This window comes from Bacillus sp. X1(2014), from assembly GCF_007678255.1.
In genome coordinates this window covers 34,862-53,900 of the sequence record NZ_VEED01000009.1, presented here as the reverse complement: position 1 = coordinate 53,900, position 19,039 = coordinate 34,862, and the positions used below count along the sequence as shown (strand labels likewise).

Annotated in this window: 20 protein-coding genes and 1 riboswitch; of the genes, 12 read left to right on the top strand and 8 right to left on the bottom strand. The window is 35.9% G+C overall.

Annotated features, from left to right (window positions below):
- The first annotated feature begins 125 nt into the window (after nucleotides 1–125).
- Both FS608_RS17135 and FS608_RS17130 read left to right on the top strand, forming a co-directional pair.
- Entirely contained in the window at nucleotides 126–1,313 is a 1,188-nt protein-coding gene (locus tag FS608_RS17135) for an ATP-grasp domain-containing protein (protein WP_144553190.1), read from the top strand.
- Between the two features lie 18 nt (nucleotides 1,314–1,331).
- On the top strand, nucleotides 1,332–2,069 hold the full coding sequence (locus FS608_RS17130; protein ID WP_144553188.1) for an esterase family protein: 738 nt from the start codon (nucleotides 1,332–1,334) through the stop codon (nucleotides 2,067–2,069).
- Nucleotides 2,070–2,255: 186 nt separating this feature from the next.
- On the opposite strand, the gene FS608_RS31775 is transcribed toward FS608_RS17130, so the two are convergent.
- The 3 genes from FS608_RS31775 to FS608_RS17120 all read right to left on the bottom strand — a co-directional run bounded on the left by FS608_RS31775 (nucleotide 2,256) and on the right by FS608_RS17120 (nucleotide 4,684).
- Nucleotides 2,256–2,687 (bottom strand): CBO0543 family protein, encoded by a 432-nt coding sequence (locus FS608_RS31775; protein ID WP_395947785.1) that lies wholly within the window; start codon nucleotides 2,685–2,687, stop codon nucleotides 2,256–2,258.
- Between the two features lie 412 nt (nucleotides 2,688–3,099).
- A complete protein-coding gene (locus FS608_RS30375; RefSeq protein ID WP_186328782.1) occupies nucleotides 3,100–3,600 on the bottom strand; it encodes a hypothetical protein in 501 nt (166 codons plus the stop codon).
- Between the two features lie 613 nt (nucleotides 3,601–4,213).
- On the bottom strand, nucleotides 4,214–4,684 hold the full coding sequence (locus FS608_RS17120) for a DinB family protein (RefSeq protein WP_144553186.1): 471 nt from the start codon (nucleotides 4,682–4,684) through the stop codon (nucleotides 4,214–4,216).
- A gap of 242 nt (nucleotides 4,685–4,926) precedes the next feature.
- Between FS608_RS17120 and FS608_RS17115 the strand changes: the two genes are divergently transcribed.
- Nucleotides 4,927–5,520 (top strand): dienelactone hydrolase family protein, encoded by a 594-nt coding sequence (locus tag FS608_RS17115; protein WP_144553184.1) that lies wholly within the window; start codon nucleotides 4,927–4,929, stop codon nucleotides 5,518–5,520.
- Between the two features lie 232 nt (nucleotides 5,521–5,752).
- Complete coding sequence (locus FS608_RS17110) at nucleotides 5,753–6,193, top strand: hypothetical protein (RefSeq protein ID WP_144553182.1); 441 nt, start codon at nucleotides 5,753–5,755, stop codon at nucleotides 6,191–6,193.
- Between the two features lie 275 nt (nucleotides 6,194–6,468).
- On the opposite strand, the gene FS608_RS17105 is transcribed toward FS608_RS17110, so the two are convergent.
- Nucleotides 6,469–7,344 carry a DMT family transporter gene (locus FS608_RS17105; RefSeq protein ID WP_144553180.1) on the bottom strand — a complete coding sequence of 292 codons (876 nt, stop codon included), beginning with the start codon at nucleotides 7,342–7,344 and terminating at the stop codon, nucleotides 6,469–6,471.
- 272 nt (nucleotides 7,345–7,616) lie between these two features.
- Between FS608_RS17105 and FS608_RS17100 the strand changes: the two genes are divergently transcribed.
- From FS608_RS17100 to FS608_RS17080, 5 genes are all read left to right on the top strand, one after another.
- Entirely contained in the window at nucleotides 7,617–7,991 is a 375-nt protein-coding gene (locus tag FS608_RS17100; RefSeq protein ID WP_144553178.1) for a FixH family protein, read from the top strand.
- A 249-nt stretch (nucleotides 7,992–8,240) separates the two neighbouring features.
- Nucleotides 8,241–8,510: a CD3324 family protein gene (locus FS608_RS17095; protein WP_144553176.1), complete on the top strand. Its 270-nt coding sequence runs from the start codon at nucleotides 8,241–8,243 to the stop codon at nucleotides 8,508–8,510.
- A 101-nt stretch (nucleotides 8,511–8,611) separates the two neighbouring features.
- Entirely contained in the window at nucleotides 8,612–9,274 is a 663-nt protein-coding gene (locus FS608_RS17090) for a FusB/FusC family EF-G-binding protein (RefSeq protein ID WP_144553173.1), read from the top strand.
- A 58-nt stretch (nucleotides 9,275–9,332) separates the two neighbouring features.
- Nucleotides 9,333–9,554, top strand: coding sequence for a transposase (locus FS608_RS17085; RefSeq protein WP_144553171.1), 222 nt, complete (start codon nucleotides 9,333–9,335; stop codon nucleotides 9,552–9,554).
- A 63-nt stretch (nucleotides 9,555–9,617) separates the two neighbouring features.
- Nucleotides 9,618–10,244: a cysteine hydrolase family protein gene (locus FS608_RS17080; RefSeq protein WP_144553169.1), complete on the top strand. Its 627-nt coding sequence runs from the start codon at nucleotides 9,618–9,620 to the stop codon at nucleotides 10,242–10,244.
- A 539-nt stretch (nucleotides 10,245–10,783) separates the two neighbouring features.
- Here the strand turns inward: FS608_RS17080 and FS608_RS17075 are convergent.
- Nucleotides 10,784–11,383 carry a hypothetical protein gene (locus tag FS608_RS17075; RefSeq protein ID WP_144553489.1) on the bottom strand — a complete coding sequence of 200 codons (600 nt, stop codon included), beginning with the start codon at nucleotides 11,381–11,383 and terminating at the stop codon, nucleotides 10,784–10,786.
- 1,042 nt (nucleotides 11,384–12,425) lie between these two features.
- On the opposite strand from FS608_RS17075, the gene FS608_RS17070 reads away from it, so the two are divergent.
- Nucleotides 12,426–13,667, top strand: a complete 1,242-nt coding sequence (locus FS608_RS17070; RefSeq protein ID WP_144553167.1) for a Bcr/CflA family multidrug efflux MFS transporter — start codon at nucleotides 12,426–12,428, stop codon at nucleotides 13,665–13,667.
- Nucleotides 13,668–13,792: 125 nt separating this feature from the next.
- Here the strand turns inward: FS608_RS17070 and FS608_RS30370 are convergent, their stop codons facing one another.
- Complete coding sequence (locus tag FS608_RS30370; RefSeq protein WP_186328781.1) at nucleotides 13,793–13,966, bottom strand: hypothetical protein; 174 nt, start codon at nucleotides 13,964–13,966, stop codon at nucleotides 13,793–13,795.
- A gap of 400 nt (nucleotides 13,967–14,366) precedes the next feature.
- Here FS608_RS30370 and FS608_RS17065 point away from each other — a divergent pair, with 400 nt between their 5' ends.
- Nucleotides 14,367–14,726, top strand: coding sequence for a hydrolase (locus FS608_RS17065; RefSeq protein WP_144553165.1), 360 nt, complete (start codon nucleotides 14,367–14,369; stop codon nucleotides 14,724–14,726).
- 38 nt (nucleotides 14,727–14,764) lie between these two features.
- Here the strand turns inward: FS608_RS17065 and FS608_RS17060 are convergent, their stop codons facing one another.
- Nucleotides 14,765–14,893, bottom strand: a complete 129-nt coding sequence (locus FS608_RS17060; protein ID WP_144553163.1) for a hypothetical protein — start codon at nucleotides 14,891–14,893, stop codon at nucleotides 14,765–14,767.
- 143 nt (nucleotides 14,894–15,036) lie between these two features.
- Nucleotides 15,037–15,181, top strand: a riboswitch (cyclic di-AMP (ydaO/yuaA leader).
- Between the two features lie 155 nt (nucleotides 15,182–15,336).
- Here FS608_RS17060 and FS608_RS17055 point away from each other — a divergent pair.
- Complete coding sequence (locus FS608_RS17055; RefSeq protein ID WP_144553161.1) at nucleotides 15,337–17,163, top strand: APC family permease; 1,827 nt, start codon at nucleotides 15,337–15,339, stop codon at nucleotides 17,161–17,163.
- Between the two features lie 232 nt (nucleotides 17,164–17,395).
- On the opposite strand, the gene FS608_RS17050 is transcribed toward FS608_RS17055, so the two are convergent.
- The gene (locus tag FS608_RS17050; RefSeq protein WP_144553159.1) at nucleotides 17,396–18,919 is read right to left on the bottom strand and encodes a DHA2 family efflux MFS transporter permease subunit; all 1,524 of its coding nucleotides are present in this window, start codon (nucleotides 18,917–18,919) and stop codon (nucleotides 17,396–17,398) included.
- Nucleotides 18,920–19,039 lie beyond the last annotated feature (120 nt).

Below are 19,039 nucleotides of genomic sequence, written 5' to 3'. Positions count from 1 at the left end.
ACGGGAGGAATCTATCGCTTTTTTTTGAATATTTTTAAAAGTTTAGATTGAATATTAATTGAAATAATTGTACCCTAGTTGAGAAAATAATGAATTTTTTGATTCTGTGAAAGGGGCTTTTTAATATGAATTATATTTTGATATCACCATATTATCCAGGTAATTTTCAGCCATTTGCTCATCGTTTAAAAGACGCAGGTGTTAATGTTTTAGGAATTGGCGAAGAGCCATATGAACAATTAGGTTCCGAATTACAAAACTCTTTAACAGAATATTATCGTGTAAATAATTTAGAAGATGTCGAAGAAGTGAAACGTGCTGTTGCATTTTTATTTTATAAACATGGTCCAATTGACCGCATTGAATCCAATAATGAACACTGGTTAGAACTTGATGCGCAGTTGCGTGAGCAATTTAACGTGTACGGCAATAAATCGAATGACTTGAAAAAAGTTAAGTATAAATCCGAAATGAAGAAGCTGTTTAAAAAAGCAGGTGTGCCTGTTGTAGAAGGAAGAATCGTTAAAACTAAAAAGGATTTATCTAATGCCATTGATGAATTAGGACTGCCAGTTATCGCAAAACCGGATAATGGAGTGGGATCAGCTGCAACCTTTAAATTAAGTTCAGAAGAGGATGTACGTCATTTTGAAGATAAATGGGGAGAAGCGCAAGTGTATTTCTTAGAACCATATGTCGAAGGAGGCGTGCTTTGTACATTTGATGGTTTACTGGATCAGGTAGGGAACATTGTTTTCCAAACAAGCTTTACCTATAATGTACCAACTCTGGAACTCGTTAATGGCCAGCTGGATTTAGCTTATGTGATTCAAAAAGAAATTGATCCGAAGCTCGAAACTTATGGGAAGGCGATTGTGAAAGCTTTTGGCATGAAAGAACGCTTTTTCCATATTGAGTTTTTTAAATTAGAAAATGGGGATTATGTTGCACTTGAATACAATAACCGCTTGGCTGGCGGCTACACTGTTGATATGTACAATTTCGCGTACTCCATTGATTTATTTGCTCAGTATGCTTCTCTTGTAATAGGAGGAGAATTCAAAGAGCCCGATGTCGAAAACCAGTTTTGTGTCGGCATAACACAGCGTGATGCATATGAGTATAAACATGATACGAAAGCTATTTCTGAACGATTTGGCGACCGTGTGAAGTTTGAACAGCGCATGCCAGATGCGTTTGCGGAACTCCAAGGAAATCAATTTTATGCGATTAATGCAGATTCGCAGGAAGAAGTCGATGAGATTATCCATTTTGTACATGAACGAAAAAATTACATCATTGTAAACGTATAGGGATAGGAGATTTTTTATATGCATATAGAACAATTACAACATTGGAGTGGCGAATTAGGCCGTGAAATGGTGTTGAACAGATATGGGCACAGCGGCATGCCAATTGTAGTTTTTCCTTCATCTGGAGGGACGCATACTGAATACTATGATTTTGGAATGATTGATGTGTGTCATGAATTTATTGAATCCGGAAAAGTTCAGTTTTTTACATTGGCTAGTATCGATAGCGAAAGTTGGCTGCACGACTCAAAACCGGCACATGACCGTGCATTAGCCCACTCGGCATATGACCGATATGTGATTTCAGAAGCTATTCCATTTATAAAACATAAAACAGGTTGGTTTGACCCAATGATGACAACAGGGTGTAGTATGGGGGCCTATCATGCGGTGAACTTTTTCTTGAAACATCCGGATGTCTTCCAAACAACCGTTGCACTTAGCGGGGTATACGATGTGCGTTTCTTTTTTGGAGATTACGGAAATGATCCGCTTGTCTACGAAAATTCGCCGAGTGATTACATATGGAATCAAAATGATGGCTGGTTTATTGATCGATACCGTTCAGCAAATATCATTATTTGTACCGGGCTGGGTGATTGGGAACAGGAAGGACTGCCTTCCTACTATACATTAAAAGAAGCCTTTGGAGAAAAACAAATTCCAGCATTGTTTGATGAGTGGGGCGAAGATGTTTCGCATGATTGGATTTGGTGGCGACGCCAAATGCCGTATTATTTAGGAAAATTACTGTAATAAAGTGATAATAAATACTTAGATGTGGTGGTAAAAAGTCATTAAAAATAACTATATACCTGCGTCGTTAAAAGAAACCCATAATAATATATTATGGACAATATTCTCACTAAACATATAGGACATAGAGTTGAGTTACGAGGATCGCTACGGCGGTCCTTATTTTTGTTCCACTAACTGGGCTGGTTAGTGAAACAAGATTTTTTTACGTTTGTTTAACTTAAAGTACCATTTATAAAACACCCACGCTAAAAATAAGGTAGCATAAACGGAAGTCCAAGTATAATACCATTCCCATTTTAAGTATTTGATGAGATTCGTATATTGTACAATAATCACTTCAGGTATGGTGAGTCCTGTGCTAAATGCACTTATATATATAAACTTTTTCCACCTTTTACTCGTTTGTGGGTAATAGATACAAAAGAAGATAGTGACCACGGGAAATAAAAAGAACTCATATAAAAAACTGGTTCCATTCACTTTCGCGAGTTCCCGAACTGGATATTCTAATAAGTTTAATCCAACAGCAATTTTAGTGGCATGTTTGAAAAGTCTAAATGGAGGATCGTACAAACCAAAATATGTAAGAAAAATGCTAACCAACCAAGTTAACATCTGAAAAAACAATAGGGTAGCAATTACTTCCCGAAGTCGATTTCGAGGGGTAACTTTCCAGAGAATAAAAGGTAAAGCTATCCATAGTAAGAGCATCACATAAATATCCGAATCCATGTAAGCCCGCCTTTTTTATAATTAGTTTTTGATATAACAGAGAAAAATTATCCAGTTTGTGAAATATCGGATTTTATTATCGTTTTTCAAGTAAATGGGAGTTGAACAACAAACAATTCGATTTGATTAAAATACAAACAGATGTAGCATTACTCTTTATAGCCATATCCATATACACCAACTACTACTTTTATTATAAATAGAGGATAAAAGAGTCTAAATTAAAATACCAACTTCTATGAAACAGGGGGTTCTACAAGAGTAGAATCGCCTGTTTCTTGTTGAATTAAAGGGTTTAATACAGTGATGCCTGGGGTGGCAGTGGTTGAGCAGGAAGATGCACTCCTTGTGGTGGCTGCGGATGAGCAGGAAGATGTACTCCTTGTGGTGGCTGTGGATGAGCAGGAAGATGTACTCCTTGTGGTGGCTGCGGATGAGCAGGAAGATGTACTCCCTGTGGTGGCTGCGGGTGAGCAGGAAGATGTACTCCCTGTGGTGGCTGCGGATGAGCAGGAAGGTGCACTCCCTGTGGTGGAGCAGGAAGATGTACTGGGTAGGGTGGGTATGGATGTGGAATGCCAGGTGCCCCAAAACCGAGACCAGGAAAATAACCAAAACCTGAACCTGGTCCACCTAATCCGTAGCCTGGATAAAACCATAAACCTAGTCCAGGTTCACCAAATCCTAGACCAGGATAGAAACCATAACCCGAGCCTGTTCCACCCAGACCAAAGCCTGAATAAATCCTTTCATCTTTTGGATAAGCAATATGATATTCATTTTTATATGGAATCACAATGATCCTCCTCATTTTATTTTACTTTAGAGCATATTCATTCCCAGAAGAAAGGTCTAGGGGAATTGACATACGTGAAACGATACAAACAATGTTGAATACCCCAGGGATTCTGGGCATAGGGAGACATTTGTTGCATATATCCAATAATTCAAAGCTCACTTATTGAAACTAGACTTATAACCAGGTTATGCTCAAGGTCAAAGCTTGGGTTGGGTTTATGACCTAGATAGTTTAAGAAAAGGGATAGCTTCCACTAATGTATTGGCAAGTTCCAATCCCTTTTTTATTTAAGATATAAGTCATATCCAATTGAAGAAACATACAGTTAAATTCGATTCTGTGAGAATTTCACTTTATCAAGATGATTTATCAAAAATTGATTTAAATAACAGTTTATTAATAAATTTTGCAGAAGGAATTTTATATAAATCAATTCGTTAAGTAGAGTGATTACTAATAAATTCTAGTTATTTATTTTTATCAAAGTGTAAAATTGTAAAAAATTGCACTTAAACTTTTGTGGCAATATAGTTGAAGAAGAAAGACTTTAAAAAAACAAAGACGCAATAAAAATGGTGCTTCACAACAGTGAAAGCACCTATATTACGCACTAATCCCAGATACGGATTCTAGGAACACCTGCGGTTCTTAAATAATCTAATAACTGACCAGTATGTACTGATTCGTGATACGCAATGCGTAGGAGCATATCCCCTAGGTCTCTTATGTATCCTGAATCAGAACGGTCAATCTTTATATTTGTTAAGTCTTCTTCAGAAAATGATCTAATTGTATTTATGAATTGATTACGATAGGGTTCGGCATATTCCAATTCAGAATTTACAGAAGTATAAGGTCTGTTTTCAAAAGGGGAATTAAAAACGGATAAACTTCCTTGATTTTTAAGTGCCAGGTGATAATAATGTTCGCTTTCCAGTACATGCCTGACCATTTCTAGGCAATTCATTGCTTCATTATCTGGCTTCCAACTTAGTTTTTCTTCAGGAATAGATCTCCAGACTTTTATGCTTCTTCTTCTAACTTCACTTAAGTTTAAAATAATTAATTCAATTGAATTCATAAAAGTTCCTCCTTTGATAAGCATATTATAATTATACACGAATGAACGTTCGTGCCAATCTGAAGGAGGAATATTTTACAATATTTAGTTGTACTTTATACGAACGGTGCAAAAGTAAGAGGTGCTCCGATTTAAAGGATTGTTTCTTTGCTGTTGAACTAACGGAGCAGGATAGTTCAATAAGAAATGATATAATTTATATTGTTTATATAATTTAGAATCACTTTTAAGGGGGGATAAAAATGCTTCAGATACTGAAAAAATCAGGTAAATTGATTATTGTGATACACGAAATCTATGGCATTAATCAACATATAAAGAATTTTTGTGATTTATTATCAAAACAGGATTTTGATGTTATCTGTCCGAACTTATTAGAACGAGAACACCCATTTGATTATTCAGAAGAGGAGATTGCCTATCTCAATTTTATGGAAAATGTAGGGTTCTCTGGTACTGTACATAAAATAAAGAATTTATTATTAGGTGTTAAAAATAAATACCAAAAAATATATATTATTGGATTTAGTGTTGGGGCAACTGTTGCTTGGTTGTGTAGTGAGGAAGAGTGCCTTGATGGGGTTGTGGGATACTATGGTTCGAGAATTAGGAATTTCACGCAAATAGAACCACTATGTCCTACAATTTTATTCTTTCCTCAAGAGGAACAATCCTTTAGTGTGGATGAGTTAATTTCAAATATAGATAAAAAGAATATAGAGATATATAAATGTTTTGGACAACACGGATTTAGTGACCCATACTCTACAAAATTTAATGAAAAATCATCCCAAAACGCTTTCAATGAAATGCTAAACTTCTTAAAGAAACATTGATTAGAAACAAGGTTGTTCTTTAACTTCATTCTTTGAGTTGAAGAGCCGATTTTTGCATTCATGGGTGGCTAACGGGTAGCTTTAGTAAAAATTAAGGACCTTATTGACTTGATTTCGTATTTTCCAATCGGGTGCCTTCTTGAATTAAAAATTTTCTTCTTTTATTACGTATAAAATTATATATAAATTTGTAAACTAAATTTATCCACATTAAGATTAAGGAATCGATAATATGATCCAAGATAAGGTGTTAGTAGTCGGTTTATTAGGTGTTCTGTCAACAATACCAGGAGAGATTGCTTCGAGGATATTTGTTTATTTTGGCATTGGTAAGTATGGTATTTATGAATTATCAAGTCTAATAATTACATTTAACAGGCCTGTATTTACCATAGGATTAATTGTAGATTTTTTAGTTGGCAGTGTTTTTGCAATCTTACTTTACTTTATATTTGAAAAGTTGGGTTCATGCCATTTAGTTATTAAAACTACTTTGGGCAGTTTACTGTCCTGGTTAGTATGTGAACTTTTATTCACAGCGACAGTAGAAGGTAAGTATATCCCTATTAGACCCATAAATGATTATTATTCCCATATTTTGAGTGCCATAATTTTTGGTATCACATTAGGACTTTTGTTAAAAAAATTTATTTTCCAGAAGTTAAATTCATGATAAGGTTAACCCTTTTAAAATCTCCTCAAGTATTACTTTAAGAAGTCGTCTTTTTGATATGTCCCGGTATCTAATACAACATATATTAAGGATTGGAGCTATATTAAAGTGTAGAGGATAATGTTCTTTTATAACTAATTGAGTTATATGCATTTTCCTATTTTAACTAAAATGCAGAACAAACATTCGATTTTTTTCTACCAAGTATCTGTTATTAATAAAATAATCTGTTTTAACTAGTAAACCCCTTCAACAGTTGAAGGGGTATTTACATACTATTTTTTTTCGATGATAACGAATAAAACACCTATGAAAATCAGGGCAGAGCCAATCCAAAATGTTACATCAATTTTCTCTCCTAATATGAGCCATCCAAGTAATGTGCCAACCACGGGTTGAAAGAAGAAAAAGATTCCTCCACTTGAGGCGTTAAGCATCTGTAATCCACGATTCCAAATTAGGAATCCACATGCCGTTGAAATAATTCCCAAATACAAGATTCCGCTCCAAATAGTTGGGTGAGTTAGTTGAGAGATACTAATTGCTTGTAATCGTGGCAAAACAAATGGCGTTAATACGATTAAGGCTACCAGGATGGAATACGTGGTTATGACGATTTGTGAATAATCACTTGGCAGCCGCTTTACGAGTACAGACATAAGTGCCCATGTTAAAGCGGCAATAACTAGTGCAATACCTCCAAGTTTACTGGACATATTCACATCACCAATTCCAACAATGAGAAGTACTCCAATTGTCGCTAAACAAACAGAGATACTCTTTTTTAACGAAAACCGTTCATTAAGAATTATGCGTGCAAAAATCACCATAAATGCCGGTGTTGAAGAAGTGATTATGGCACCCATTTGTGCAGTAGATAGCATGGTACCAGTTTCCTGAGCCACAATGGAGATGGCATTACCAATGATTCCAATGGCGATGATGATCAAGACATAACGTTTTTCAATTCGCCATTTTTGTCTTGTAATAACCCCGATTATGAGAAGTGCGACAATCGCTACCAAATATCGCATCCATACAAGTTCCAAGGGGGGTATGACCGATACGACCACCTTCACAACAACGTACATTCCGCCCCATATACTGGAAGCTAGAATTAAATATAAAGAACCTAATAAGGTGTTTTTCATTTTTTGTTCCCTCCGTATTATGATTAGGTTGAAAATGCCCTAACGGAGAGAGGTAGTAGTCACCTTCACTCGATTAAGAGCAGAAGTGTACTACTGGTACATCATTTTCAAATAATGGAGTCCAATACATGTTGATTCACCTCTAGTCAAATTAATCTACAATGATCTTTTTTAAAGTATAGCAAAATATAGTAAACTTTTGTGTTAAATAATGGTATGTTTTTAAAGTGAAGTATTTTAAACAAGATGAAATATCGAAAGGATAGAGTGTTATGAACAAGTTTACGAGTTTACTTATTAGTCTCATATTAATTCTTATGACAGGCTGCAGTTCAAATAATTTTGAGATCAAGTTAATTACTCCCAAGTCCTTTACATCTGATCAAGCTACTCCCATTCAAATGGAGATTTTAGACCGAGAAGGGAAACCAGTTGAAGGTGCTAAGGTAAGCGCAGATTTGGATATGCAGGGGATGAGCCATGGAGATATTTCCATGAAAATGGAGGAAACAGGGAAGGGTATGTATGTTGGACAAGCTGAATTCGAAATGGAAGGGGATTATACGGCTGCCATTACAATAGACTACAACGGAGAAAAGTGGCTGGGTGAAAAAAGATTTTCAATTGTTTACAATAAGGCTCAATAGTTTTTGTAAAAACTTTTAACAAAATTAATCGCCATCACCCTGATGGTATTGTTATAATTGTGTCAAGAAGGGGGTGCGTAACGTTGGAGAATCCTTCGAGATTGTCTGGTACTTCTGCCACTCATGCAAAGCCTACTATGGAAAGGCGATACTTTGCGTGGGGTTAAACTAAATTAAATTCATATCGCCTATTTCATTACATGGCTTTGCACCTTATTTAATCGATTCATAAATAAGGAGCTGGCAGTCTTGAAATATGTAAATGCAAGCAACATTTTACCTGAGAATCTTATAAGAGAAATTCAAAAATATGTACAGGGTGAAACGATTTATATCCCTAAACCGGAAACGACTTTTCGTAAATGGGGCACTCTAAGCGGTGGGAGAAAGCTCCTTGATCAGCGAAATTCTGATATAAAAAGCGCCTTTATGAGCGGAACAAGTATTCAGGATTTAGCGGAAGAATATTTCCTTTCAATCGAAACCATCAAAAAAATAGTCTACTCAAAGCACGGGTGATTTTGTCCGTGCGTTTTTTATGTATAGAACATTTCTAAGTTGAATTTTACATTTTCTCATCCAACGTTATTCTTTAAAATAAATGGAAGGAGGGTGAACATATGACCGAAAAGTATATTAAAAATGCGGATTTTAATTTTATTCAAAATCAGGTTACCCTGATTAAAGATAGCTACAAAAAGAATGTGGCCCCAAATGTAATTCAGGCCGTAAGGGATTTAGCGAACACGAAAATCATCGAACTATTTCCAAATGCAACGAACGAACAAAAGGAAATATTGGATCTTTCTGCGCTTAAAACTGAGCAGGAATATGACAAATACATGAAACAGCTTCAGGACTATCTGCTGCCATTTCCTAAGATCTCTGAGGCACAATTGAAAAAGATGTTTCCCAAAAATAAAAAATTAAAGCTTCCTGACTTAGATAAAATACATCTAGATCAACTTTCTTATTTAAGTTGGGTTGATATCAGCACAAATAAGAAGTTTATTGTGTATGAGTTAGAGGAGAAGATGGTTGGAATAGAATGTAAATACAACTTGCTTCCAAAGGATAATATCTGTTCCTTCTGTAATCGATTTGGCCAGGTTGCCTATATCTCCACTGTTACAAAAGCAAAAAAGGCTAAGAATCCTGATTACTATAAAGCGATCGGAAACTATATTTGCTTTGATAGCACAGAATGTAACAAAAAATTAACCAATGTCGATTATATAACCACCTTCTTGAAAGAATCGTTGGGAGAAAAAACTGTCCATTGAGAAATTGATTTGCCCCGTAACTGTTAGACACCATCCTAACAGTTACGGGGTGTTTTTTATGGCTAAATTTAGTGCGGAGGATAAATTAGCGGCTGTTCATCACTACTTAGAAGGCAATGATAGTTATCGTACGATTGGCGCTTCCATTGGAGCAGCCTCTTCTTTATGTTTATTGGAAGAAAATCATACAAAAAAAGAAATGGGGTTTCTGTGCAAGAGTTGTATTTGTTTATCCGTACGTAATTGTCACTCATTAAATTCAAAATTTCTTCCTAAGTAATTTTTAATCAATGTAGTTCATATAATCGATAAGTGAAAACATAAAAAAGGTGGGAATAATTCTATGTTTAAACCAAACCCAGCGAATACTGCAATAGTTATTACAGATCCTCAAAATGACTTTTTGTCTCCAGGCGGAAGAGGATACCATTTGACAAAGGCTAACATTAAACAGAATAATACGTTAGCCAACTTGGAACTACTATTAAGCACTGCCCGTAGTAAAGGTTATCAACTCTTTGTTTCCCCGCACTTTTTATATCCACATGACTATGATTGGCAGTTTACAGGTAGCGAACAGGAGATGTTGATTAGTTTGCGTGTTTATCAGAAATTAAATCAATATAGTCCGCCAACTTCGGAAGCAGATTATGTTCCAACTTTATCTCCGTATATCTGGGACAAAACATCTGTCATTGCTACACCGCACAAGGTGGCCAGTCCTCAGACAAATGATTTGGTCTATCAACTAAGGCAACGCAGAAAAGAACAAGTAATTCTGGCTGGGGTATTATCAAACGTATGTGTTGAATCGCATATGAGAGATTTAATCGAAAATGGTTTCAAGACAGCTGTTGTTTACGATGCAACTGCCACTATAAGTGAAAACGATTTTCAAGCTGCTGTTACAAACTACCGAGCTTTCAGTAGTGCTACATGGACAACAAGTGAAGCCATTTCAAATATGTAATGATCCTCTTAAAAAGGAATACTTTTAAACTCATTTGATATGATAGCAACAAATTTACCAGTTTTAGTTTTTATATTTCGACATTTTCTACATTCTTGGAAGTGTAACAAAATACATAAGAGATTAGAAACATATAAAGTTTGTTGATTTTATTGACTTTTCCAGTCATTACCGTTGCTAGTGAGTATAGAATTTCTGTTAAGTTGAGAATTTGTCAAATCTTGACTTTTTGGCAACAATCAATTTCATTTTATTTGTAAAATATAAAAAAGTAAAAAAACATTTGTAGGAATAAATGAAATTGGATTTATTAGAGAAGTGGAATGAACCAAAAAGTAGTTTTTGGATAGCTTGTTTCCTTTTTATCTTGACTAACGTGTAGGTTAGCTTAAGAAGTAAGTGTATGTGGAAACTAAAAAGTTTTATTTATGCAAATGTTATTTTTATGTAAATAAGCCAAAAATATATAAAGGTGAATAAATTCTTGTATATTTTCAACTTATTAAAAATATTCTTTTTGATGGTAAAGTACCAGTTTATCATTCACATCTATACTTGAACTTAGGCTCTGTCTGAATATAAAAAGCATTTCTTACTAGTGCACTCCAATTTGCAAAGGCTGATCTCCATTCAGGAGTGTTAAAAAATTGATCAACAGTTTGAGTTTCAGAATGCCAAACTATAAATAGGTTGAGTGGGGCAATTCCCCCTGCCCAAATTCCATTATTTGCGTCAGTATCTTCTTCCCTTACTAATAATAAGGGGAGACCAAATTGAAAAGCCATTGAAGGTTCTACTTGTGAATAAACTGATCCTATCCAGAAAGGAGTGGATGGTGGAAGGGGTCCTGCATTGACGTCAACTGTTTGAATTTTAAAACGACGAAGGTTTACTGCCAACATTCCATAGCTTGATGAAACTAACCGACGAATATCGGTTAAAATGGATTCGGGATAACTTTCGCTTAAAGGTAAAGTACGCGGAAAAAGTAAAGCACTCTCAATCTCTAAAATTAGACGGTCTAGAAACCGTTGTTGGTTTTCATTTAAATGAGTTGTCGTACTTAAAAATATGGGAATACGATAAGCACGGTCAACACACTCTTGGTGTGCCGATGATTGATATACTTTTTCTTCCATTAAAGGTTCATTTTTAGAATTTCTTGAGAAATCTGTGAGTAATTCTCCTTTATATTTCTTCACTATCTCATCTCCTTTTTAATTAGTCTATGGAAAAGGATTAAGTGAGATTGGACAAACTACCTGATTTCTAAAATTAGGACTTTTAAAAAAAAAAATACTACTTTGGCCTAAATTCGAATTTCATTTTCAAATGGAATCTGACAGTTTTGAAAAATGATTACAGGTATATTATTTAACCATATTGCTGAAAGAATCGTTGAGAGAAAGTACTGTCCTGTATCCTAAAAACTTCATTAATATTTAAGGGTCCGCACTTATGGGGTGGGGGAACAGGTGAAGCAGCCGAGCTGCTAAATAGACGGAAAAATTCCGCCTATTTTTAATTATTATTAAAATGGGCTTAAATAGACGGAGAGATTCCGCCTAATGGCTCGAAAAATTTGAAAATGGGGGATTTTGCTTTACATAATCGGAAAACCTCCGCTTATTTACCCCGAAACGAGCTCCACTGTGAAATTAACCGGAACATCTCCGCCTATTTTACTATTGCTGGTTACTCGACTAAAGTGAAAAGCACCTCAAAACGGAACCCTTTATAAGAAATATGGGACAGTTTTTTTCTTCATGAAGTTCATCTGCATTCAATCAATGGTCTATTTTTCAATTTATTAGAATTCTGTTAATGCTTTGGTATTCAATGAGCGGAGGTGGGTTTATGTAAGAAAGGTTAAATAAAAATTATTGAGGTAACGAGCGCTAGCAATTACGAATCTTGAACATAAGGCTTGATAGAATGGTTGTTTTGTGAAACAACTCATCATCAGCCTTTTTTGCTGTTAATTTACCTTTTTGGTCAAAAAGAATGGCGCTGGACCAAGAGCACTTTCCCCCTGTTCACCCAAGTTTCGAAAAATTGGAACCGCTTTCCCTGATTTTAATTGTTTACCCTTGAGCAAGGTTCAGGGTATAATAAAATTTATTAATTTAGGATATCGAAATAAATGTAAAAAATACGATTTATATAGAAAGGCGATGGAAATTGAATAAACTTACTGGAAAGAAACGAATACAGCTTGCCATCCTCTTAGGATCACTTGGACTGTTAGGGCCATTTACAATCGATACGTATTTACCGTCTTTTCCAACGATTGTAAAAGATTTTGATACGACGGCTTCACTTGTACAAATTAGTTTAACCTCCTGTTTATTAGGCCTAGGACTAGGGCAATTGGTTATTGGTCCGATGAGTGATGTGAAGGGCCGGAAGCAACCCTTGCTCATCTTTATCACCTTGTACTTACTTGCTTCTATTACATGCGCGTTTGCGCCGAATATTTATTTCCTTATTATTGCTCGTCTAGTTCAGGGGTTTGCTGCAGCTGGAGGACTTGTGATTTCTAAAGCGATTGTCAGAGATCTTTTTAGTGGAAAGGAACTGACCAAGTTCTTTACGCTGATGGTGTTAGTGGGTAACCTCGGGCCAATCGCTGCACCGATTGTGGGAGGCGGGATTCTTACGTTTACCAATTGGCATGGGGTTTTTGTTGCTTTGGCCTGTATTGGTGCAGTGCTGCTCTTCACGGTTACACTCAAATTAGAAGAAACCCTGCCAGATGAAAACCGTGTTCCAAGCAATTTGCCACAAATCATGAGCAATTTCGGTTCATTATTCAGAGATCGAACATTCATGGGATACGCACTCACTCAAGCCTTTACTACTGCAGGTATATTTGCCTATGTATCTGGGATTCCATTTGTCTATCAGAATATTTATCATGTCACACCGCAGCAATTTAGTTTATTATTCGGGACCAATGGATTAGCATTAATTATTGGAAGTCAGCTGGTTGGCCGCTTTGCAGATATCATTTCTGAGCGGACTTTCTTAAAAATAGGGTTAGTCATCGCTAATATAGCTGGTGCCGTTTTACTCATCGCTTTACTATTAAACGCACCACTTTTCGCCGTTGTCGTTCCGATTTTCTTTTTTATTTCTTCCATCAGTATGATTGGAACCACGTCATTTACTTTAGCGATTGAAACGCAAGGCCATATTGCGGGTAGTGCCTCTGCATTATTAGGCGTATTGCCATTTGTACTTGGCTCATTAAGTGCTCCACTTGTGGGAATAGCAGGGGCGTATACAGGCGTTCCGATGGGTGTCATCATCATGTGCTCAAGTATTCTAGCTTTCCTTTCTTATTTTGTGTTGGTACGAAAATCTTCGCTAAGGATCAAACTATCGGGTGAAAAATACTCAGTCAAGAAACCAAGTATCTAAAGATATAAATTAAAAGGAGATCACATTTCGTTAAACTGCGAATGTGTTCTCCTTTATTTGTCTACTATTAATCTTAATAAGAACATATAGGTTAGGATATTTCCTTTCAATATATTTTTATTAGGTTAATCCGTATATCTAACACCTTTTAGGATCATATTGACCTTTGATTTAGTATCTTGGACAATATTTTTTCGAAATTCCTTTGCCTTTTTGAAGGCATCCATCATTCCTGATGCTAAAATTTTAATTTCTCTCGTACCAACAGGTTCTTCTAGAAGAAAAATATATTCTTTCATGTGTTTCACCTCACAAGTTGTAATTTTAATATAATTATATATGATTTTGTAAGCGATTACCACAATTATTTGTGAACGCTTTCACTTATTTTTAAAAAGTTTTTTTGGGTCGCGGAAAAGCGAGTGCCTGTTGCGGAAATCAACAGGCAAGTTTAACATAGCCAAATATAAAAAAGCGTCTGCAAATATGCAAACGCTGGAGGAGGTACTTCTAAATGTTTGGTAGTAATAATATATGTACTCCAAATAAAAACTGAATGGGACAAGTGCTGAATACAAATAAAATAGGCTGGAAATGTAAAAATTTAAATTTCTACTAATTAATGAAACCATTTCTCCTATACGTTTGGGACTTTCAGAGTTGTGGTATACATAAAAAAAAAGGATGGGAGATGGTCGTATGGATGAACTAAGACACAACTACTATATTAATATTCAATCACACGAGATTTTTAGTGAACCTGATGGATCGGAATGGGATTTTAGGATTGAAGCAACGGATAGAGAAATTTCTGTTTTAAAACGGTTGTTTGATAAAACCGAGGAAACAGATTGGGAAAGTTATTTTCGAGCCCACATTCCATATCTTGAATATCATCATCAGCCCCAAAATAAAGAATACGATCTACGTATTCTGCTAATCTATTCCTTACTACATTATTTGGGGGATGAAAAAACTCGCGCACATATTCGTAAAATGGGAATTTTAAATGAGGAATTTGTAAACGAACAGGCTATACTGGGGTACCGAGAATTTTGATTGATTAAAAACCGCATAAAAAGCGGTCTAAAATGGAGTTACTCTAAATCATTTTCTAATGGATCGATCATTTGTTCTTTTATGGGACCACCATATTGCTCATCGATTTCTTTCGCTAACTCCTCTAAATATTCATCAGAAAAAAAGGGATTGTTGTCTTTAAACATGTTAATCCTCCTATGCGATAAGCAATAATATTTTTCTATAGCATACTACGTTTTTAACATTTCCATTTTTATGGAATTTAATCACTTGGAAAAAAATTCATTTACATTCACTGAACATAGGAGTAATATTAACACAGTTTCAAATTTCTAAATCGCTGAAACCATTAGGTACGGGGGAACCATTTTTGCGGGATATTACTTATCCCAAGGGGTGAATCCTTTTAAGGTAGGGCTACTCAAAGGTCCGAATCCGACAGCTAACCTCGTAAGCGTTATATGAGAAGGAAGGTGGAGCTTGTGACACGAGAAAATTAATGTGTCTACAGGTCTATTTACTATGACTTGTAGGCACTTTTTTTTATGTAAAATAAATCTCATTTTGGGAAATTCACATTAAAAAAAGGTAATAGTAAACTTTTAAACTAGTAGGTGGCGAGTAATAAATGATTTCATCATTAAAAAGGTTTTTAATTGGGCGACCATTGAAATCCAATGAATTAGGAGAACAGAAACTTAACAAAACCAAAGCCTTAGCGATCCTTTCATCTGATGCACTATCGTCGGTGGCATATGGTCCTGAACAAATACTTATCGTTTTAGTTACTGTAGGTGCCACAGCATTTTGGTATTCGATTCCGATCGCAGTGGGTGTACTAATCCTTTTAACAGCTCTTATACTGTCTTATCGGCAAATCATCTTTGCGTATCCTCACGGCGGGGGAGCCTATGTGGTTTCAAAAAACAACTTAGGTGTAAATCCTGGTTTAATAGCTGGGGGCTCACTTTTGGTAGACTACATCTTAACTGTTGCGGTTAGTGTGTCTGCAGGTACAGACGCTATCACATCTGCGTTTCCTTCCTTGCATAAATTTAATGTTGAAATTGCCATTGTATTCGTGATTTTAATTACCATTTTAAATTTAAGAGGAGTAACGGAATCTGCATCCATATTAGCCTACCCCGTGTACTTGTTCGTATTAGCATTATTCATCTTAATTGGTGTAGGTCTTTATCATATTCTATCAGGGGGAGTATCACCTGAATTACATCACCCAATTGGGACACCTGTAACAGGAATCAGTTTGTTTATTCTCTTGAGGGCGTTTGCTTCAGGAAGTTCCGCCTTAACTGGGGTTGAAGCAATATCCAATGCCATACCTAATTTCAAGGATCCAGCACCTAATAATGCTTCTAAAACGTTAATGATGATGGGTGCCTTACTTGGTATATTATTTTCTGGGATTATTTATTTAGCTTACTATTATGGGATTACTCCAAAGGCAGAGGTAACGGTAGTATCACAGATTGCAGAGGAAACTTTCGGGCGGAATGTCATGTATTATTTTATTCAAGGTACGACAGCCTTAATCTTAATCCTTGCTGCCAACACTGGTTATTCTGCATTCCCATTACTGGCAGTTAATCTTGCCAAAGATAAGTTTATACCAAGGATGTTTCTTATTAGAGGAGACAGATTGGGGTACTCAAATGGCATTATCATGCTTGCCATCACGTCAATCATGTTAATTATTGCTTTTCAAGCGGAGACAGAGCATTTAATTCCTCTATATGCAGTCGGAGTGTTTATTCCATTTACCTTATCCCAAACGGGAATGATCGTTAAATGGGTTCGAGAGAGGCCACAAGGCTGGCTTCCCAAACTAATCATTAATACAATAGGGGCATTGATTAGCTTTATTGTCACCATGATGTTCTTTTTAACTAAGTTCACTCAAGTATGGCCGGTATTAATCTTTTTACCTATTATTCTCTTTTTTTTCTACCGAATTAGAAAGCATTATGAAGCTGTTGGTGACCAACTTAGGCTCACCACTTGTGAACCTCTGATGCCTATTGAAGGGAATGTACTAATCGTCCCTGTGGCTGGTATGACAAATGTGGTAGCGAATTCGATAAACTATGCTAAATCACTTTCTCAAGAACATATTATTGCCGTATATGTTTCCTTTGAAAGAGACGACGAAAAAAACTTTGAAGAAAAGTGGAAGAAGTGGCAGCCGGATGTAAGACTGGTGACGCTCCACTCGCATTATAGAAGTATCATTAATCCTCTTACCAAATTTGTTGATACGATTGAACATAAAGCGAGTGAAGCAAACTATCGAGTCACCGTAATCATTCCGCAATTTATCCCAAAGAAGGGATGGCACAACATTCTTCATAATCAATCGAGTTTACTGATTCGTGCCTATTTGTTGTTTCGGAAAAACGTGATTATCACGACCGTTCCTTACCATTTAAAAAAATAAGAATATACATCGTTTTTCCAGGGCTCTTAAGAAGGCTTCGCCATTTCGCTGTTACACTGTGTAACAGCGAAATGGAGCCCAATAGGGAAACATAGGTATTAATCCTGGGCTTATATAATATTTGGTATGTCCAATTAAATAGTAATAATGAGGGGGCTCCCCATAATAGGCAGACCCCAGTCTCCAAAAAGGGGAGTAGGAAAGCCTTGATAGATGACACTATCCAATCCGGTTATAACAACAGGCATTCAATCACTATTTTCTGCGGATTTATAGATATTTTATGTCTATAAAATATCTCAGGTGATTGATTTTTGAAGTCCACTTTCTTGAATAGCTGCTTCTTAGGCATAAAGCATGCAACAATGAGCGCCACAAATCCTAAGATTAGCATAAATGTATAGGCATCACTTGCACCATATATAGAAGCTAATTTTGATAGTTGCACCTTTGTCATTCTCCCGTTTTCCATGGAGAGTTCAGTGGCATGAGATTTCGCTTGAATCGTATACACTGTTACGACAACAGCTGTGCCAATTGCACCTGCCAATTGGCGAATCGTATTATTAACTGCTGAACCATGTGAACCCAATTCTTTTGGTAAAGCATTTAACCCTGCAGTATTTAATGGCATAGAAATGAAGCTTAATCCAATCCGTAAAATGACCGTGCGAAACATTAAATACATATAGGTGGTGGATTCGGACAAATCAATGACTCCCCACATGGAAATAATGATAAAAAGTAAACCTATTATAAAGAGTGGTTTAGCACCGTATTTATCATACATTCTACCAGTAACAGGGGATAAGAAGGCATTAATGATCGCTCCAGGCAATAAAAGCAGGCCTGCCTCAAAAGCTGTAAATCCACGTCCATTCTGCAAATAAATGGGTAAAAGAATTAAATCCGCATACATAATCATCGTATTTAGGATATTGATGAACGATGTCAGAGTGAAAATTTTATACTTAAATACGGATAAATTTAATAATGGATCTTTGGATTTCAATTGGCGTATACAGAATAAAATCGTAACGATGATTCCGACGACGATGGTTGAAATGACAATAGGATGACCCCATCCCTTGCTGCCTGCGCTGCTAAATCCATATAAAATACAGCCAAAGCCAATGGTTGATAAAACGACACTTGCCATATCTATTTTTGCTTTTGTTGTTTCCGCAACATTCATTAAATATTTAAACGAGAGAAGTATGGCAATGAATACAAATGGAGCTAACCCAATAAATAGCCATCTCCATGATACATATTCAATGATAAACCCAGATAATGTTGGAGCAATGGCGGGAGCAAAAATGATTGCAAAACCAATGGTTCCCATAATACTTCCACGTTTTTCAATAGGATATAAATATAAAATGACAGTCATCATGAGCGGCATAATAATTCCAGCACCTACGGCTTGAATCATTCTTCCTGTTAACAGCATGCCAAAATTCATTGCGCAGGCACAAATAATAGAACCGATCAACAAAAAGAACATCGAACTAATAAATAGCTGCCTTGTTGTAAAACGCTTCATTAAAAACGCTGTAATTGGCACTAAAACACCGTTTACTAGCATAAACCCCGTAGACAACCATTGAACAGTGGCCGGAGTTACATGAAAAAAGTCCATGAAACTGCTCAATGCCACATTTAATAACGTTTGATTTAACGTCGATAAAAAACAGCCGGCAATCAGGACAATTAATAAGATTTTTTTATTACTTTCTGTTATTTCATTATTCATTCATTTACCCTTTTTTCTAGACTTGAATTCTCAACAATGTGTCGATAAAATTCATAGTAACAAGAAAATAGGTTTCTGACCATGAACAGTTTTATTCGAAATGTCCACTAATCAACATAG

Bases quoted from the DNA above. Each gene is read 5' to 3' on its own strand.
- FS608_RS17090 (WP_144553173.1), top strand. From the start codon at position 8,612: ATGACCGAAAAGTATATTAAAAATGCGGATTTTAATTTTATTCAAAAT.
- FS608_RS17085 (WP_144553171.1), top strand. From the start codon at position 9,333: ATGGCTAAATTTAGTGCGGAGGATAAATTAGCGGCTGTTCATCACTAC.
- FS608_RS17065 (WP_144553165.1), top strand. From the start codon at position 14,367: ATGGATGAACTAAGACACAACTACTATATTAATATTCAATCACACGAG.
- FS608_RS17130 (WP_144553188.1), top strand. From the start codon at position 1,332: ATGCATATAGAACAATTACAACATTGGAGTGGCGAATTAGGCCGTGAA.
- FS608_RS17080 (WP_144553169.1), top strand. From the start codon at position 9,618: ATGTTTAAACCAAACCCAGCGAATACTGCAATAGTTATTACAGATCCT.
- FS608_RS17110 (WP_144553182.1), top strand. From the start codon at position 5,753: ATGATCCAAGATAAGGTGTTAGTAGTCGGTTTATTAGGTGTTCTGTCA.
- FS608_RS17105 (WP_144553180.1), bottom strand. From the start codon at position 7,344: ATGAAAAACACCTTATTAGGTTCTTTATATTTAATTCTAGCTTCCAGT.
- FS608_RS17055 (WP_144553161.1), top strand. From the start codon at position 15,337: ATGATTTCATCATTAAAAAGGTTTTTAATTGGGCGACCATTGAAATCC.
- FS608_RS17075 (WP_144553489.1), bottom strand. From the start codon at position 11,383: ATGGAAGAAAAAGTATATCAATCATCGGCACACCAAGAGTGTGTTGAC.
- FS608_RS30370 (WP_186328781.1), bottom strand. From the start codon at position 13,966: ATGAAAGAATATATTTTTCTTCTAGAAGAACCTGTTGGTACGAGAGAA.
- FS608_RS17120 (WP_144553186.1), bottom strand. From the start codon at position 4,684: ATGAATTCAATTGAATTAATTATTTTAAACTTAAGTGAAGTTAGAAGA.
- FS608_RS17100 (WP_144553178.1), top strand. From the start codon at position 7,617: ATGAACAAGTTTACGAGTTTACTTATTAGTCTCATATTAATTCTTATG.
- FS608_RS17115 (WP_144553184.1), top strand. From the start codon at position 4,927: ATGCTTCAGATACTGAAAAAATCAGGTAAATTGATTATTGTGATACAC.
- FS608_RS31775 (WP_395947785.1), bottom strand. From the start codon at position 2,687: ATGTTAACTTGGTTGGTTAGCATTTTTCTTACATATTTTGGTTTGTAC.
- FS608_RS17060 (WP_144553163.1), bottom strand. From the start codon at position 14,893: ATGTTTAAAGACAACAATCCCTTTTTTTCTGATGAATATTTAGAGGAG.
- FS608_RS17135 (WP_144553190.1), top strand. From the start codon at position 126: ATGAATTATATTTTGATATCACCATATTATCCAGGTAATTTTCAGCCA.
- FS608_RS17050 (WP_144553159.1), bottom strand. From the start codon at position 18,919: ATGAATAATGAAATAACAGAAAGTAATAAAAAAATCTTATTAATTGTC.